The organism is Denitratisoma oestradiolicum (assembly GCF_902813185.1).
Taxonomy (GTDB): Bacteria; Pseudomonadota; Gammaproteobacteria; order Burkholderiales; family Rhodocyclaceae; genus Denitratisoma; species Denitratisoma oestradiolicum.
Genome location: NZ_LR778301.1, coordinates 2,716,224 through 2,730,006, shown reverse-complemented (window position 1 = coordinate 2,730,006; position 13,783 = coordinate 2,716,224). Strand labels below are relative to the sequence as shown.

Annotated in this window: 20 protein-coding genes; 11 read left to right on the top strand and 9 right to left on the bottom strand. The window is 60.5% G+C overall.

Annotation, left to right across the window (positions count from 1 at the left end; all coding sequences use genetic code 11):
- Position 1: 1 nt before the first annotated feature.
- A complete protein-coding gene (gene hisC / locus DENOEST_RS12355) occupies positions 2–1,087 on the bottom strand; it encodes a histidinol-phosphate transaminase (protein ID WP_145771135.1) in 1,086 nt (361 codons plus the stop codon).
- Positions 1,088–1,198: 111 nt separating this feature from the next.
- Here hisC and hisB point away from each other — a divergent pair, with 111 nt between their 5' ends.
- From hisB to tatC, 10 genes are all read left to right on the top strand, one after another.
- Positions 1,199–1,783, top strand: coding sequence for an imidazoleglycerol-phosphate dehydratase HisB (gene hisB / locus DENOEST_RS12350; protein WP_145771134.1), 585 nt, complete (start codon positions 1,199–1,201; stop codon positions 1,781–1,783).
- Between the two features lie 13 nt (positions 1,784–1,796).
- Positions 1,797–2,432, top strand: a complete 636-nt coding sequence (hisH, locus tag DENOEST_RS12345) for an imidazole glycerol phosphate synthase subunit HisH (RefSeq protein WP_145771133.1) — start codon at positions 1,797–1,799, stop codon at positions 2,430–2,432.
- 38 nt (positions 2,433–2,470) lie between these two features.
- Entirely contained in the window at positions 2,471–3,214 is a 744-nt protein-coding gene (hisA, locus tag DENOEST_RS12340) for a 1-(5-phosphoribosyl)-5-[(5-phosphoribosylamino)methylideneamino]imidazole-4-carboxamide isomerase (protein ID WP_145771132.1), read from the top strand.
- 19 nt (positions 3,215–3,233) lie between these two features.
- Entirely contained in the window at positions 3,234–3,992 is a 759-nt protein-coding gene (gene hisF / locus DENOEST_RS12335) for an imidazole glycerol phosphate synthase subunit HisF (protein ID WP_145771131.1), read from the top strand.
- 35 nt (positions 3,993–4,027) lie between these two features.
- The gene (hisI, locus tag DENOEST_RS12330; protein WP_145771130.1) at positions 4,028–4,414 is read left to right on the top strand and encodes a phosphoribosyl-AMP cyclohydrolase; all 387 of its coding nucleotides are present in this window, start codon (positions 4,028–4,030) and stop codon (positions 4,412–4,414) included.
- Complete coding sequence (locus DENOEST_RS12325) at positions 4,411–4,734, top strand: phosphoribosyl-ATP diphosphatase (RefSeq protein ID WP_145771129.1); 324 nt, start codon at positions 4,411–4,413, stop codon at positions 4,732–4,734. Before hisI ends, DENOEST_RS12325 begins: the two co-directional genes overlap by 4 nt.
- Before the next feature lie 2 nt (positions 4,735–4,736).
- Positions 4,737–5,087, top strand: a complete 351-nt coding sequence (locus tag DENOEST_RS12320; protein ID WP_145771128.1) for a histidine triad nucleotide-binding protein — start codon at positions 4,737–4,739, stop codon at positions 5,085–5,087.
- Between the two features lie 170 nt (positions 5,088–5,257).
- Positions 5,258–5,485, top strand: coding sequence for a Sec-independent protein translocase subunit TatA (tatA, locus tag DENOEST_RS12315; protein WP_145771127.1), 228 nt, complete (start codon positions 5,258–5,260; stop codon positions 5,483–5,485).
- A gap of 60 nt (positions 5,486–5,545) precedes the next feature.
- Positions 5,546–5,893, top strand: a complete 348-nt coding sequence (tatB, locus tag DENOEST_RS12310) for a Sec-independent protein translocase protein TatB (protein WP_145771126.1) — start codon at positions 5,546–5,548, stop codon at positions 5,891–5,893.
- On the top strand, positions 5,893–6,630 hold the full coding sequence (gene tatC / locus DENOEST_RS12305; RefSeq protein ID WP_145771125.1) for a twin-arginine translocase subunit TatC: 738 nt from the start codon (positions 5,893–5,895) through the stop codon (positions 6,628–6,630). The genes tatB and tatC overlap by 1 nt, the downstream gene beginning before the upstream one ends.
- Here tatC and DENOEST_RS12300 read toward each other — a convergent pair whose 3' ends face one another.
- The gene (locus DENOEST_RS12300) at positions 6,631–7,782 is read right to left on the bottom strand and encodes a Do family serine endopeptidase (protein WP_145771124.1); all 1,152 of its coding nucleotides are present in this window, start codon (positions 7,780–7,782) and stop codon (positions 6,631–6,633) included. It abuts the gene before it with no gap.
- A 21-nt stretch (positions 7,783–7,803) separates the two neighbouring features.
- Between DENOEST_RS12300 and DENOEST_RS12295 the strand changes: the two genes are divergently transcribed.
- Positions 7,804–8,550: a Nif3-like dinuclear metal center hexameric protein gene (locus DENOEST_RS12295; RefSeq protein ID WP_145771123.1), complete on the top strand. Its 747-nt coding sequence runs from the start codon at positions 7,804–7,806 to the stop codon at positions 8,548–8,550.
- On the opposite strand, the gene DENOEST_RS12290 is transcribed toward DENOEST_RS12295, so the two are convergent.
- From DENOEST_RS12290 to DENOEST_RS12260, 7 genes are all read right to left on the bottom strand, one after another.
- Positions 8,547–9,002, bottom strand: coding sequence for a type II secretion system protein (locus DENOEST_RS12290; protein WP_145771122.1), 456 nt, complete (start codon positions 9,000–9,002; stop codon positions 8,547–8,549). The genes DENOEST_RS12295 and DENOEST_RS12290 overlap by 4 nt on opposite strands.
- Before the next feature lie 61 nt (positions 9,003–9,063).
- Positions 9,064–9,477 carry a type II secretion system protein gene (locus DENOEST_RS12285; protein ID WP_145771121.1) on the bottom strand — a complete coding sequence of 138 codons (414 nt, stop codon included), beginning with the start codon at positions 9,475–9,477 and terminating at the stop codon, positions 9,064–9,066.
- The gene (locus DENOEST_RS12280; protein ID WP_145771120.1) at positions 9,471–9,947 is read right to left on the bottom strand and encodes a type II secretion system protein; all 477 of its coding nucleotides are present in this window, start codon (positions 9,945–9,947) and stop codon (positions 9,471–9,473) included. Before DENOEST_RS12280 ends, DENOEST_RS12285 begins: the two co-directional genes overlap by 7 nt.
- Complete coding sequence (locus DENOEST_RS12275; RefSeq protein WP_197970609.1) at positions 9,944–12,289, bottom strand: secretin N-terminal domain-containing protein; 2,346 nt, start codon at positions 12,287–12,289, stop codon at positions 9,944–9,946. The genes DENOEST_RS12280 and DENOEST_RS12275 overlap by 4 nt, the downstream gene beginning before the upstream one ends.
- Positions 12,289–12,783: a hypothetical protein gene (locus tag DENOEST_RS12270; protein ID WP_145771119.1), complete on the bottom strand. Its 495-nt coding sequence runs from the start codon at positions 12,781–12,783 to the stop codon at positions 12,289–12,291. The genes DENOEST_RS12275 and DENOEST_RS12270 overlap by 1 nt, the downstream gene beginning before the upstream one ends.
- A complete protein-coding gene (locus DENOEST_RS12265; protein ID WP_145771118.1) occupies positions 12,780–13,322 on the bottom strand; it encodes a hypothetical protein in 543 nt (180 codons plus the stop codon). The genes DENOEST_RS12270 and DENOEST_RS12265 overlap by 4 nt, the downstream gene beginning before the upstream one ends.
- On the bottom strand, positions 13,319–13,783 hold the full coding sequence (locus DENOEST_RS12260; protein ID WP_145771117.1) for a PilN domain-containing protein: 465 nt from the start codon (positions 13,781–13,783) through the stop codon (positions 13,319–13,321). Before DENOEST_RS12260 ends, DENOEST_RS12265 begins: the two co-directional genes overlap by 4 nt.

Sequence of the window (13,783 nt, the reverse complement as noted above, 5' to 3'; positions counted from 1 at the left end):
GTCAGGGGCCGCTGCTGGCTAGGATATCCCGCAACGCCGTGGTCAGTGCAACGCACTGCGCATCGGTACCGATGGTGATTCGCAGATGTTGATCGATACGTGGCTGACGGAAGTGGCGGACGATGATGCTTTGTGCCCTCAGGGCCTGGGCCAATTGTGCCGCATCCCGTTGCGGATGACGGGCAAAGAGGAAGTTGGCGGCGGAAGGTAACACCTCGAAACCCAGTTCGACCAGATTCCGGGCCAGGATTTCCCGGCTGGAAATGACGGCCTGGCGCGTGTGTTCGAAGTGCTCGTCGTCTTCCATTGCGGCCACGGCGCCAACGCAGGCCAGTCGATCCAGGGGATAGGAGTTGAAACTGTTCTTGACCCGGTCGAGGCCTTCGATCAGTCCCTTCTGGCCTATTGCAAATCCCACCCGCAGGCCGGCCAGGGAACGGGACTTGGAGAGGGTCTGCACCACCAGCAGGTTGGCATGACGCTCGATCAGGGGGATGGCGGTGGGAATGGGCGTGCCGCCAAAATCCACATAGGCCTCGTCGATTACCACCAGGGAACCGGGATTCCCGGTCGCCAGGCGCTCGACTTCCCCCAGGGGCAACAACCTTCCGGTGGGCGCGTTGGGGTTGGGGAAGATGATGCCGCCGTTGCTGCCATAGTCCAGATAGTCATCCGTGCGAATGGTGAAGTCCGGGGTCAGAGGGATGGCGGCGTAGTCGATGTCATACAGCCCGCAGTAGACCGGATAGAAACTGTAGGTGATGTCGGGAAACAGTACCGGGCGCCCATGCTTGAGTAGCCCCAGGAACACATGGGCGAGCACTTCGTCCGAACCATTGCCGACGAACACCTGATCCACCCCCACCCCATGATGGCGAGCAATCGCCTGTTTCAGGGCGCTGGAGTCCGGATCGGGGTAGAGCCGCAGTCGGTCGCCCATTTCCGCTGCCATGGCCTGGGCCACCCGGGGTGATGGGCCGTAGGGGTTTTCGTTGGTGTTGAGTTTGACCAGATTGGCCAGCTTGGGTTGTTCACCCGGTACATAGGGTGTCAGCTTGCGGACGGTTTCACTCCAGTAGGGATTCATGGGGCCGGCGGGGGAAAAGTGTGGAATGGCGCGGTGTCGCTCGAATTGGACGAAATGGTATCATGGCGCCTCCTTTGGATTCCCCCATCAATCTGGCAGTCACCCAGCGCCATGCGGCAAGCCGAACTCTCTCGAAATACCCTGGAAACCCAGGTCTCCGTGCGTCTCGATCTGGATGGCACGGGCAAGTCGACGCTCGCCACCGGGATCGGTTTTCTGGATCACATGCTGGATCAGATCGCCCGTCATGGTCTGATCGACCTCGAAGTCAGGGCCAGTGGCGATCTGCACATCGACGATCATCACACCGTGGAAGATATCGGCATCACCATTGGACAGGCCCTGTCCAGCGCCCTGGGCAACAAGGCCGGGGTGCGGCGCTATGGTCATGCCTATGTGCCCTTGGACGAAACCCTGTCGCGGGTGGTGGTGGATCTCTCCGGCCGGCCCGGCCTAGTGTTCGACGTGAATTTCTCCCGGGCCATGATCGGCGAATTCGACGTGGATCTGGTGCGCGAGTTCTTTCAAGGCCTGGTCAACCACGCTGCCATCACGGTGCATGTGGATTGCCTGCGGGGCGCTAATGCCCATCATCAGGCCGAGACCGTGTTCAAGGCCTTCGGCCGCGCCCTGCGCATGGCCGTCGAGCCGGATTCGCGCTCCAGCGGCGTTCCATCCACCAAAGGTAGTCTCTGACCGTTTCCCCATCATGAGTACAGTCGCCGTCGTCGATTACGGCATGGGCAATCTGCGTTCGGTGGCCAAGGCCATCGAGCATGTGGCCGCTGGCGCCACCGTCAAGGTCACTGCCGATCCGGCCGATCTGGCCCGGGCGGATCGTGTTGTGGTGCCGGGCCAGGGCGCCATGCCCGACTGCATGGAGGAACTGACGGCCCGAGGCTTGCTGGAGGCAGTGTTGCGCGCTGCCGCCGAGAAGCCCTTCCTGGGCATCTGCATTGGTGTGCAGATGCTGTTCCAACATAGCGAGGAAGGCAACGTGCCGGGTCTGGGCATCCTGCCGGGACGGGTCTGTCGCTTTCCCGCCGCCATGCATGGACCGGATGGAAGCCGGCTCAAGGTGCCCCACATGGGCTGGAATCAGGTGGCCCAGGTGAGGGCGCATCCCCTGTGGGACGGTATTGCGGACCAGTCCCGCTTCTACTTCGTACATAGCTACTACGTGGAGCCGGCGGAGCAGTCCCTGGTGGCCGCTTCCACGTGCTACGGCATACCCTTTACCAGTGCGGTGACGCGAGATAACATCTTCGCCGTCCAGTTCCATCCGGAAAAAAGCGCCCAGGCCGGTTTGCGGCTGTTGGGCAACTTCATGCGCTGGAACCCCTGATTTTTGGCCCCAGGCCGGTATTCGACACGGACCCCCTTATGCTGCTGATTCCCGCCATCGACCTCAAGGACGGGCATTGTGTGCGCCTCAAACAAGGCGCCATGGACGATGCCACGGTATTTTCCGAGAATCCCGCCGCCATGGCCCGCCACTGGATCGATCAGGGCGCCCGGCGTCTTCATCTGGTGGATCTGAACGGCGCCTTTGCCGGCAAGCCCAAGAACGAGCCAGCGATCAAGGCGATCCTGGCCGAAGTGGGTGACGAGATTCCGGTCCAGTTGGGCGGCGGTATCCGCGACCTGGATACCATCGAGCGTTGCCTGGATGACGGCATCAGCTATGTGATCATCGGTACCGCCGCAGTCAAGAATCCCGGGTTCATCCACGATGCCTGCACAGCCTTTCCCGGCCACATCATCGTTGGTCTGGATGCCAAGGATGGCAAGGTAGCCGTGGATGGCTGGTCCAAGCTCACGGGCCATGATGTCATCGACCTGGCCAAGAAATTCGAGGATTACGGCGTCGAGGCGGTGATCTATACCGACATCGGCCGCGACGGCATGTTGAGCGGCGTGAATGTGGAAGCCACCGTCAAGCTGGCCCAGGCCCTGCGCATTCCGGTGATCGCCAGCGGCGGCCTGGCCTGCCTCAAGGATGTGAAGGCGCTGTGTGCCGTGCAGGACGAGGGTATCGTCGGTGCCATCACCGGGCGGGCCATCTACGAGGGCAAGCTCGATTTCAGGAAGGCCCAGGCCGAAGCCGACAAGCTCCGCAAACCCTGATCCGAGACGAGCGCTTCCCATGCTGGCCAAACGCATCATTCCCTGTCTCGACGTCAATGCCGGCCGGGTCGTCAAGGGCATCAACTTCGTCGAGCTGCAGGATGCCGGGGACCCGGTGGAGATCGCCCGCCGCTACGACGAACAGGGTGCTGACGAAATCACCTTTCTGGACATCACCGCCAGTTCCGACCAGCGGGGCATCATTCTCAACGTGGTGCAGCAGGTGGCGGAGCAGGTCTTCATCCCCCTGACCGTCGGTGGCGGGGTGCGTACCGTAGATGACGTGCGGCGCCTGCTCAATGCCGGTGCCGACAAGGTCAGCATGAATACTGCCGCAGTGCAGAACCCCCAGCTGGTGGCCGAGGCTTCAGGCAAGGTGGGCGCCCAGTGCATTGTGGTGGCCATTGACGCCAAGCAGGTGGCGCCGGGACGCTGGTCCGTGTTCACCCACGGCGGCCGCAAGGACACGGGCCTGGACGCCATTGATTGGGCGCGCCGGGTCGTGGCGCTTGGGGCGGGGGAGATACTGCTTACCAGCATGGATCGCGACGGCACCAAGAGCGGCTTCGATCTGGCCCTGACCCGGGCTGTGTCCGAGGCTGTGGAGGTGCCGGTCATCGCCAGTGGTGGCGTGGGCAATCTCCAGCACCTGGCGGATGGCGTGACCGAGGGCCGGGCCGACGCGGTGCTGGCGGCCAGCATTTTTCATTACGGCGAATACACCATCCGCGAGGCCAAGGAATACATGCGGGCGCAGGGCATCGAGGTTCGGCTCTGACGTTCGTCTCGGTGTGTAAAGGCGAGGAGGTGCTTGTGGGTGCGAAATGGCTCAATGATGTGAAATGGGACGCACAGGGCCTGGTGCCGGTGATTGCCCAGGACGCCCATACAGGCGAAGTGCTGATGTTCGCCTGGATGAACCGGGAGGCCCTCGACCAGACCCAGCGTAGCGGCGAGGCCGTGTATTGGTCCCGCTCCCGTCGCCGTCTCTGGCGCAAGGGCGAGGAATCGGGCCATGTGCAGAAGGTACTGGAGATACGCACCGATTGCGACAACGACGTGATCCTGCTGCGGATCGAGCAGGTAGGCGGGATCGCCTGCCATACAGGCCGCCGCAGTTGTTTCTTCAACAGGCTGGACGACTCCGGCTGGAACAGCGTAGAGCCGGTAATCAAGGACCCCGAGGAGATATACAAATGATCGACGCCGAAGTGCTGCACCGCTTGCAGGCCACCCTGGTGGGGCGCAAGGGCGCCGCCCCGGACTCGTCCTATGTGGCCAGTCTCTACGCCAAGGGCACCGACGCGATCTGCAAGAAGGTGGCGGAAGAGGCTGCGGAGGCCATCATGTCCGCCAAGGACGGCGACCGCCTGCATCTGGTGCGGGAAGTGACCGACCTCTGGTTCCACAGCATGGTGCTGCTGGCTCAGTTCGATGTCGGCGTGGACGACGTGCTGGCCGAATTGCGTCGCCGCGAAGGCATTTCCGGCATCGACGAAAAAAAGAGCCGGGGGGCGTGATCATGGCGGACTGCATTTTCTGCAAGATCGCCGCAGGAGAGGTTCCCTGCAAGAAGATCTACGAAGACGAGCAGATGCTTGCCTTTCACGACATTAATCCCCAGCGCCCGGTGCACTTCCTGATTATCCCCAAGCTGCATCTGGCCACTCTTTACGATGTGGCGCCGGAACATGAAGCCCTGTTGGGGCGTCTACTGATAAAGGCAGTGAGTCTGGCCCGATCCGAAGGGCTGGATGATGGTTTCAGGACCATCGTCAATACCGGCCGTGTCGGTGGTCAGGAGGTTTATCATCTGCACCTTCACGTCCTCGGCGGGCCGGAGCCGGTCGGGCCGATGGTGCGCAAACCCTAGCACAGGGAAGCCGATTTGCCGCCCAGGTCCATGAAACACGCGAAAGGCAGGAAGGCTCACCCCTTCCCCGTCTCCCCCTCTCCGGGGGAGGTGACAATGCCGGCTCGCTGCGCTCGAAAATTTGACTTGCCGTTTCAATTCGCTCTTTCACGTTAACACAGGAGACAGTCATGGGAAGCTGGAGCATTTGGCATTGGCTGGTGGTGCTGGTCATCATCATGCTAGTGTTCGGAACCAAAAAACTGGGCAACGTCGGCAAGGATCTGGGTAGCGCAATCCGTGGCTTCAAGGATGGCATGAAGGAAGGCAGCAGTTCGGAGCCCCCTCCCGCTCAAGTGGATCAGCAGCATCTGGGGCGCACCATCGAAGGTGAGGTCAAGGACAAGGTGCAGCAATAAACATCTTGTTTAGGCGCTTGCCAGCGGTGGGTACGGTGCGGCTGATGTCCGGAGACTGCCGTGTTTGATGTCGGCCTGACCGAACTCATGGTCATCGGCATTGTGGCCCTGATCGTCATTGGCCCCGAACGCCTGCCCCGGGTCGCCCGGACCGTGGGCACCCTGATGGGGCGCGCCCAGCGCTATTTCGCCGACGTCAAGTCCGAGGTCAACCGGGAACTGCAACTGGAAGAGCTGCGCCGCATGCAGGAGGAGATGGCGGCCCAGGTCCAGCAGGCCGGTACCCAGTTGCAACAGGTGGAAAGCGATACGGTGGGGCAGATCAACCAGTTGGAAAAGAACTTGCAAGAATCCCTCAGCAGCCCGGCGTCTCAAGGCGTCGAGGCCGACCCGGCGCGGAAGTCCTGATGTCCGAACTTCAGGAAGGACTGATTTCCCATCTGATCGAATTGCGGGGACGCCTGATGAAGGCCCTGGGGTCGGTGCTGGTGGCCTTCCTCTGTCTCATGCCCTGGGCCGGCAGGATTTATGATCTGATTGCCCAGCCCATGATGGCCAACCTGCCGGCGGGCACCAAGATGATCGCCACCGGAGTCATCACCCCCTTTCTGGTACCTCTCAAGGTCACCCTGCTGGCGGCATTCATCATTGCCCTGCCCATCGTGCTCTACCAGGCTTGGGCCTTTGTCGCGCCGGGGCTGTACGCCCACGAAAAGCGCTTCGTGCTGCCGGTGATCGTCGCCACCACCCTGCTGTTCCTGCTGGGCATGGCCTTCTGCTACTTCTTTGTCTTTGGCACCATCTTCAAGTTCATCGCCGAGGTGGCGCCGGGCAGCATCACCCCGGCCCCCGACATCGAACAATACCTGTCCTTCGTGATGACCATGTTCCTGGCTTTCGGCACCACTTTCGAGGTGCCGGTGGTGGTGGTGCTGTTGGTGAAATTCGGCATCGTCAGCCTGGAAAAGCTGAGGGATATCCGCCCCTACGCCATCGTCGGCGCCTTCATCGTGGCGGCGGTGGTCACGCCGCCTGACGTGACTTCCCAAATCCTGCTGGCCGTGCCCATGTGCCTGCTCTACGAACTGGGCCTGCTGCTGGCCCGATTTGTGACTGTGCAGGAAAAGACGGACCAGCCCTCCTGATCATTGCCGCTGGGGCAGGGGACGCTTGCCGATTTCCACCGGCAAATCCAGATCCCGATTGTTCCGCCTAAGCTTTAACCGGCTGGTGCGGCCCGGCTCCAGGGCGGCCACCTGCTCCACCATGGTCTGGGCATCCCGCACCGGCTTGTCATTGACCGTCAGCAGCACGTCCCCCGGTTTCACCCCGGCCTTGTCCGCCGGGCTGCCCCGCATCACCCCGGCGATCAGGGCGCCCTCGGTGGCTGGCAGGCGGAAGGATTCGGCCAGTTCCGGGGTGATCTCCTGCACCTCGACGCCGATCCAGCCCCGGCTCACCGCGCCGTTGCGGATGATCTGCTCCATCACCGAGCGGGCCAGGGATACCGGAATCGCGAAGCCGATACCCATGGAACCGCCGCTCTGGGAATAGATGGCGGTGTTGATACCCACCAGATTGCCGTCGCTATCCACCAGGGCACCCCCTGAATTGCCGGGGTTGATGGCAGCATCGGTCTGGATGAAGTTCTCGAAGGTGTTGATCCCCAGATGGGAGCGGCCCAGGGCCGAGACAATGCCCGATGTCACGGTCTGGCCGACGCCAAAGGGGTTGCCGATGGCCAGCACCACGTCGCCCACCCGCAGGGATTCGGCTTGGGCGAAGGTGATCACCGGCAGCTTGTCGGCGTCGATCTTGATGATGGCCACATCGGATTCCGGGTCCGTGCCGACGATGCGGCCCTTGATCTTGCGGCCATCATTGAGGGCTACCTCGATCTCGTCCGCGGTTTCCACCACATGGTAATTGGTCAGGACATAGCCGTCGGCACTGACCACCACGCCGCTGCCCAGCCCGGCCCGGCGCTGGGTCTCGTTGCCGAAACGGTCACCGAAGAAGTGGCGGAAGAAAGGATCTTCCAGCAGGGGATTGCGGGGCGCCTTGACCTCCCGCGAGGTGTAGATATGCACTACCGCGGGCAGGGCCTTGCGGGCGGCATCGGCGTAGGAGGCCACCCGTCGCCGGTCATCGGGGCCGTTGGCTGCCTCGTGGATGGCGATCACGTCGCTCTCGGGCATGCGCCGCGCCAGCCAGCCCGGCTTCAGGGTCTGCACCACGAATAATGCCGCTACGCAGACTGTGACGGTCTGTGCGAAGATCAACCAGAGTCGTTTCATGAATTGGACAGGAGAAGTTGTATGCGACGCGAAGAACTTGGCGCCTATCTCGATAGCCTGCTGGAGACGGCGCGCTTCCGGGATTATTGCCCAAACGGACTACAGGTGGAAGGTCGGAAGGAGGTGCGCAAACTGGTCTGTGGCGTCACTGCCAGTCAGGACCTGCTGGAGGCTGCCGTTGCCCGGGGCGCCGATGCCATCCTGGTCCATCACGGCTGGTTCTGGCGAGGCGAGGATGGCCGGGTAACCGGCATCCGCAAACAGCGTCTGGCGACGCTACTGACCCATGACATCAGTCTCTTCGGCTATCACCTGCCCCTGGACGCCCATGATGAGCTGGGCAACAACGCCCAGTGGGCGAAAGTGATGAACTGGACAGTGGAGGGGCGCTTCGCTGAACAGGACCTGGGCTTCCTGGGCCGGCCCGCCGAACCCTGCACGGCAGATGCACTGGCCAACGCCCTGAGCCGGACCCTGGGTCGGCCGGCCCAGCGGGTGGGCGATGGCGGCCGGCTGGTGCAGCGTCTGGCCTGGTGCAGCGGTGGCGCCCAGGGCTATTTTGAACAGGCCATCGCCCAGGGAGCCGATGTTTTTGTCAGCGGGGAAATCTCGGAGCAGACCTACCACCTGGCCCGGGAGTCCGGCGTGCCCTACATCGCCGCCGGCCACCATGCCACCGAGCGTTATGGTGTGCAGGCGCTGGCCCGCCATCTGGGCCGGGAACTCGGGCTGGAGTGTGAGTACGTGGAACTGGACAACCCGGTTTAGCTTTTCCGATCACGGAGGGCATTCTTGGCCGGCGCAAAGGGGATATATCCGAATATCCATTCAGAATATCGTCGGGGTGTTCCTGTAGCGGCATCAGAACTCGCAACGGAGGATGCATTGATCAGAGGTTCATCAGACAAACTGTATATGCCCATAACACCGCCACCCGGCGCAAGCTTCTGACCCCAGCGTGTCGTTGCAGTAATCGGATCTGGAAATATCTGTCTCAGATGTCTTTTCGGGACAGGAAAGCGTGGATCCCTTAATAGTGCCTGCAAAGAATCTGGGTAAGGTTTTTGGCCAGGGGGGGTGGCATCGTAATAGCTCTTGAACGCCTTGCGAAACTGTTCGCCTATATGTAGAAGCTCGATTTCTTTTTCCCGGCGTTGCGCGCTTGCTCCTGCCGACACTATCGCTGCAAAGGCACCACTGACGATGGCGAGATAGATCAACAACGCCGCATAGGTGAACCCCCGCTGAGAGTGAAGACGCGGTTCCGGTATGAGCGGCGGATCAAAGGTCCTTGTACGCCTTACCATCCTGGGTCTGTCCGGTGGCGCCGCTTTTGACATCGTAGATATTGCCTTTTGCATCTCCCTCTGGCGGAAGCAGCACCCATGAGTCGTCACGGTCGGTGACGGGATCCCTCGGGAGACTCCGCAAGTACTTTCGTTCGACCAGTTCTTCCAGGGATTCCGGATATCGTCCGGTATCGCCGTAGAACTTGTCTATGGTTTCCCGCACTACCCTGAGATTCTCGATCAGCACGACATCCTTCGATCGATCCACGCTGTGGAAATAGCGAGGTACGGCGATGGTCAGCAATACCGCGATGATCGCCAGAACCACAAGCAGTTCGATGAGAGTGAATCCGTCTCCAGTTAACGGAGGCGGACCCAATGGGGCGCTGCGTCCTGGGCTCACCATTTTCGGTAGGGAATCCCGTTCAGACCGATGCCCTGGGATAGCGAATACACGTCATAAACGTCATCGCCTTCAGCCGGGGAGTCCGGTTCGCTGGCGTAGGAGCGTAGTCCCCAACTTTGTTCAGGGAGAAGCGATGAATCCGGATTCATCGGGTCCCGAGGGATGCGGCGTAGAAAGTAAATCTTGGTTTTCTTCGGGCTTCGCGCGTCCGTAACGCCGTTCACCAGCACATTCAGTGTTTTGGGATAACCGCTGGTGTTGATGGTGTTCATTATCCGCCCTTCCTCGGCGGCCTTTTTGTAAGCGTCTATGCCATTTCGGATTTCACGCAGGGCCAAGCGCAGTTCCGTTTCCTTTCCCCGCTGAACGGCAATGGCGGTCACCGGTGCAGCAATGCTCGCCAACAGGGCGATGATGGCGAGTGTCACCAATAGCTCTATCAGGGTGAAACCCGCTTGCCGTATCTTCATGGGCCGATGGATACCGTGGTGGCAGGCAGGGATTGAGGGACAATCGCGCGTCCCCCGATGCCAATTGGCGAAAGGGCCTGGATGCGGATCGGACTGGCTTTCGCGGGAGAAATCGCCTTGAAGGACAGTGTCGCCAGAATTCCAGGGTGTACCGCCGAACCGCCAGGTCGGGTTTCTGTCGCAAAAACCTGTCCGCCAACTCGCTCGACCCTGCTGGAAAAATGGGTGACCGCACCGCCTTGCTTGAGAAATTCTCCGGATGTGATGGAAATCAATTCCAGTGATTTCGGATCAAAGCCAACGGCGTAAGGGATTCCGGTGATGGCCTCCCCCGGCTGGATGGAGATGGCAAGACTGAACGTCTCGCCAATGCGGACCTTGTCCGGGCCGGACCATTCGATGGAAGTGTTGCCCTTCGTCAGGGTTGCCCCTGGGTCATCCCGTGGAACGGGCGGAGCAACATCACGACCGCTCGCGTCGTTGGCCGATTGTGCCCCTCCAGCAGGTGCGTTTGTCGAGGTCGGCGCTGCCGGCTGCCTGTCTGGGTTGGGCGCAGAGGGTGGGGGCTGGGGTGGGTTGCTTGTTGTCGAGCCAATCTCTGATCCGGAGAGGCGGACGCTGGCTTCCGTGCCGGAGTCGAACTCCGCGTCACTGAACGAGGGGCGCTGTATGTTGCGGATCAGACGAGGCGTGATGGACAGCACGATCTCGGTCTTCTGGCCCTCATCCCGCTGGGATCCGAACAGGCGACCCAGTACCGGGATGTCCCCCAATCCGGGAATCTTGTTCGCGGCCGACCGATCCTCGTCGTTGATCAGCCCTGCCAGCACCTGATTCTCTCCATCCTTGAGACGCAAGACCGTGGATGCGGTTCGCGTGCCGATCTGATAGGACAGGGTTCCCGATTTGGTCTGAATCTGGTTGACGATATTGCTGACCTCCAGGGAGAGCTTGATCGAGACTTCATTGTCCGGAAAGATCGTCGGCTGGGCATCGAGCTTGAGACCCACATCCACATACTGGACCGCCTCCGAGACAAAACCCGTGGCGGTGGATGTCGTGGTGATGTTCGGAACGCGATCACCGATAAGCACCTTGGCCGCTTCCCGATTCTTCACCCGAATGCGGGGATTGGCGAGGATGTTGGCCTCGCCGTCCTGCTTTTTTGCATTGATGGTCAGCGGCGTCAGCACCGCGCCAATCTGGCTGGACGAATGATTTCTCAGGTCGGCCAGGGTCACATTGCCACCCTGGCCCGCCAGTGGTGTCAGCGTCAATTGATCGGGCCACTGGATGCCGAGATTGAGCAGCCGGCTACGCTTGATTTCCAGGATCTCCACTTCAAGCATCACTTCCGGTTCGGGCAGATCATGTAGCGCCAGAAGACGCTCAGCCAAGCGCACCGCGTCGGGTGTGTCGCGAATGATCAGCATGTTCTGCCGCTCGTCGATCACCACATCCTTGGTTTTGATGATCGTCTTGATCGTGTTGGCAGCGTTCTTGACATCCGCATTGCTCAGGAAAAAGCTCTTTACCGTCAGAGGCTGGTATTCCCTGAGCTTCGTAGCCGTATTGGGGTAGATCAGGATCGAACTCTTGTCGAGCACCCGTTGTTCCAGTTGGTTGGTCAGCAGCAGGAGCGATACAGCATCCTGGATCGTACTGTCCCGCAGAAAGATAGTGGCCTTCTGATCGGCCTTGACCTCCTTGTCGAAAACGAAATTCAGGCCCGAAGTCCTGGAGATCACTTCAAAGACCTGTTTCAGTGGCACATCCTTGAATTCGATGGTGATCGGCTTTTTCAATGCCGCGGATAGCTTGGGCTCACTCTGGGGCGGACGGCTTGTCTGCTCGATGCGCTTGCGTAATTCAAGCGCATCGCCATGCATGGGCGAATCGGTCAGAATGGTCCGCACCGAATGTACTGCCGTCGCGCTGTCTCCCGTCTCCAGGGCGGCTTCTGCCTTTTTCATAAGTTCCGCGTTGCGGACGGCTTTTGCCAATTCCGCCATGCCTGACCTTGCGCGCGCATGTTGCGGAACGATCGCCAGAATGGACCGATAGATTTCTTCGGCCTCGCGGGTCTTTCCTGCCTGCCACGCCAGCTCCGCCCGATCAATCATGGCCGAGAGGGACTTTTCCCTGGCCTGGATATAGGTCATTCGAAATCGTATGTTTTCCGGAGCCGCATCAACGGCTTCCTTTAATTTTTCCAACCCCTCATCGATCTTGCCGGCTTCCAACAATGCCTGTCCGTCCCGGTAGGCCAATTGGCCAGCGCAGCCCGCCAGCCATACGACACTCAATAATGCCCATAGGGTTCTGGAAAACAATGAAGTCATCAGTTCGGATCGCCTATCGACAAGGTTTGTAACTGTTGCAAGGGAAGGTAACGCAGCGTCAGGATCGGTGGCCGGATGCTCTCGATGCGATAAAGCTCGTCCATGGTGTCGCCTTCAACAGCAACATAGGTTCGCTCATCCCGGCCGAGAAATACCTGCCACTGCTCGGCTTCGAGTTTCTTGCCAAGAAACATGAAAGGAAGGGGCGGCGCACTCGGTGCTCCAGCAGGTGCCGGAGGAGGGAGAGGAGGCGTCCAGTCCTTGGGGGCGAACAGATCGACGGACTGTGCTGCTGCTTGTCTTGAGGCAAGGGCCAGGATGTCCGAGTCCTCATTGGATCGAACAACGGCATGCAGGCTTGACCGTCCGGAATGCGCTGGCAGTGCTTCCACCACGGCACTTTGAGCGCTTGTGCTGCCACCGTCGATCCAGTGGGTTCCCACCAGTGCTACCAGGAGTGAGCCCCAGAGAATCCAGCGCTGCCGAGGTGTCATTTGTCCGACTCCCGCAGATAGACCACAAATTGCAGGCGGGCTTCCGTCATGGGTGATCTGGCATCGTCCCGTCGAAAGGAAATTCCATTCAAGGCCAGGGCTGGCGCCTGGAGCAGCAATGCGTGTACAAAGGCTCGGATGTCCCCATAAGCCCCCTTGACGGGGGCCGTCATGTGGTAACTGAGATATTCACCATGCGTGTGATGCTCCGGGCGGTAGTCCATCTGATTCAGTTGCAGCCGATGCTGGCGCGCTTCCGCAAAGATAATCCTGAGCAATGCTGGAACATCGCCCTTGGGCCTGAGTCTGTCCTTGAAGGCGTCGTATCTGGTTTGGGGCGTGTTCGACGCGGACGGCTCGGCAGGGGCACTTGTCGCGGGCAGTTTGAACTCATCCAGTTGGCGTTTTATTGAGGCGATGCGCCGATCCAGAATGAATGTCGTCGATAGCAGCGCGATCAGGAGGATGGAAAGAATTCCTGCCGCGATGTTGGGCCCGCCGAGTCGTCGTATGGCCAGTGCGAGGGGAAGCGGGATCATTTCCCGTACCCCCAGCGGGCCTCGATGGAAAAGCGGATCGGCCGATTGACATCTTGTTCGGCGACCTCGTGGTGGGTCAGAACCACTTCATTCAGCCGCTCATCCTCGGACAGCGATTGCAGATAATCCGCCATGGCTTCCAGAGATCGGGCCTCCGCCAGGATTTTCAGCAGTTTTCCTGCGTCAGAAGGTTCCAGTGCCAGAAGCGTCACATCCTCCAGGGCGTGGGAGTCCATGATTTCGAAAAGACGATGCCATTCGAAATTCAAGTTCCGGATCGCCTCGTTGATCGCTTTGATCGAGGGCTCGGGCAACTTGGGTGCATCGGTAAGGGGAGCTCGGGTCTGGGTGGCCGTGTGCTCCATCCTGACGTGTTTCTGTTGAAAGTCCGCCAGCGTCGCGCTGTCCAGCCATACCTTCAAGGCGGTGGCGCATACCGCGAGCCCAAGCAGGACCAGCAT

Bases quoted from the DNA above. Each gene is read 5' to 3' on its own strand.
- hisC (WP_145771135.1), bottom strand. From the start codon at position 1,087: ATGAATCCCTACTGGAGTGAAACCGTCCGCAAGCTGACACCCTATGTA.
- hisB (WP_145771134.1), top strand. From the start codon at position 1,199: ATGCGGCAAGCCGAACTCTCTCGAAATACCCTGGAAACCCAGGTCTCC.
- hisH (WP_145771133.1), top strand. From the start codon at position 1,797: ATGAGTACAGTCGCCGTCGTCGATTACGGCATGGGCAATCTGCGTTCG.
- hisA (WP_145771132.1), top strand. From the start codon at position 2,471: ATGCTGCTGATTCCCGCCATCGACCTCAAGGACGGGCATTGTGTGCGC.
- hisF (WP_145771131.1), top strand. From the start codon at position 3,234: ATGCTGGCCAAACGCATCATTCCCTGTCTCGACGTCAATGCCGGCCGG.
- DENOEST_RS12325 (WP_145771129.1), top strand. From the start codon at position 4,411: ATGATCGACGCCGAAGTGCTGCACCGCTTGCAGGCCACCCTGGTGGGG.
- DENOEST_RS12320 (WP_145771128.1), top strand. From the start codon at position 4,737: ATGGCGGACTGCATTTTCTGCAAGATCGCCGCAGGAGAGGTTCCCTGC.
- tatA (WP_145771127.1), top strand. From the start codon at position 5,258: ATGGGAAGCTGGAGCATTTGGCATTGGCTGGTGGTGCTGGTCATCATC.
- tatC (WP_145771125.1), top strand. From the start codon at position 5,893: ATGTCCGAACTTCAGGAAGGACTGATTTCCCATCTGATCGAATTGCGG.
- DENOEST_RS12300 (WP_145771124.1), bottom strand. From the start codon at position 7,782: ATGAAACGACTCTGGTTGATCTTCGCACAGACCGTCACAGTCTGCGTA.
- DENOEST_RS12295 (WP_145771123.1), top strand. From the start codon at position 7,804: ATGCGACGCGAAGAACTTGGCGCCTATCTCGATAGCCTGCTGGAGACG.
- DENOEST_RS12285 (WP_145771121.1), bottom strand. From the start codon at position 9,477: ATGGTGAGCCCAGGACGCAGCGCCCCATTGGGTCCGCCTCCGTTAACT.
- DENOEST_RS12280 (WP_145771120.1), bottom strand. From the start codon at position 9,947: ATGAAGATACGGCAAGCGGGTTTCACCCTGATAGAGCTATTGGTGACA.
- DENOEST_RS12275 (WP_197970609.1), bottom strand. From the start codon at position 12,289: ATGACTTCATTGTTTTCCAGAACCCTATGGGCATTATTGAGTGTCGTA.
- DENOEST_RS12270 (WP_145771119.1), bottom strand. From the start codon at position 12,783: ATGACACCTCGGCAGCGCTGGATTCTCTGGGGCTCACTCCTGGTAGCA.
- DENOEST_RS12265 (WP_145771118.1), bottom strand. From the start codon at position 13,322: ATGATCCCGCTTCCCCTCGCACTGGCCATACGACGACTCGGCGGGCCC.
- DENOEST_RS12260 (WP_145771117.1), bottom strand. From the start codon at position 13,783: ATGCTGGTCCTGCTTGGGCTCGCGGTATGCGCCACCGCCTTGAAGGTA.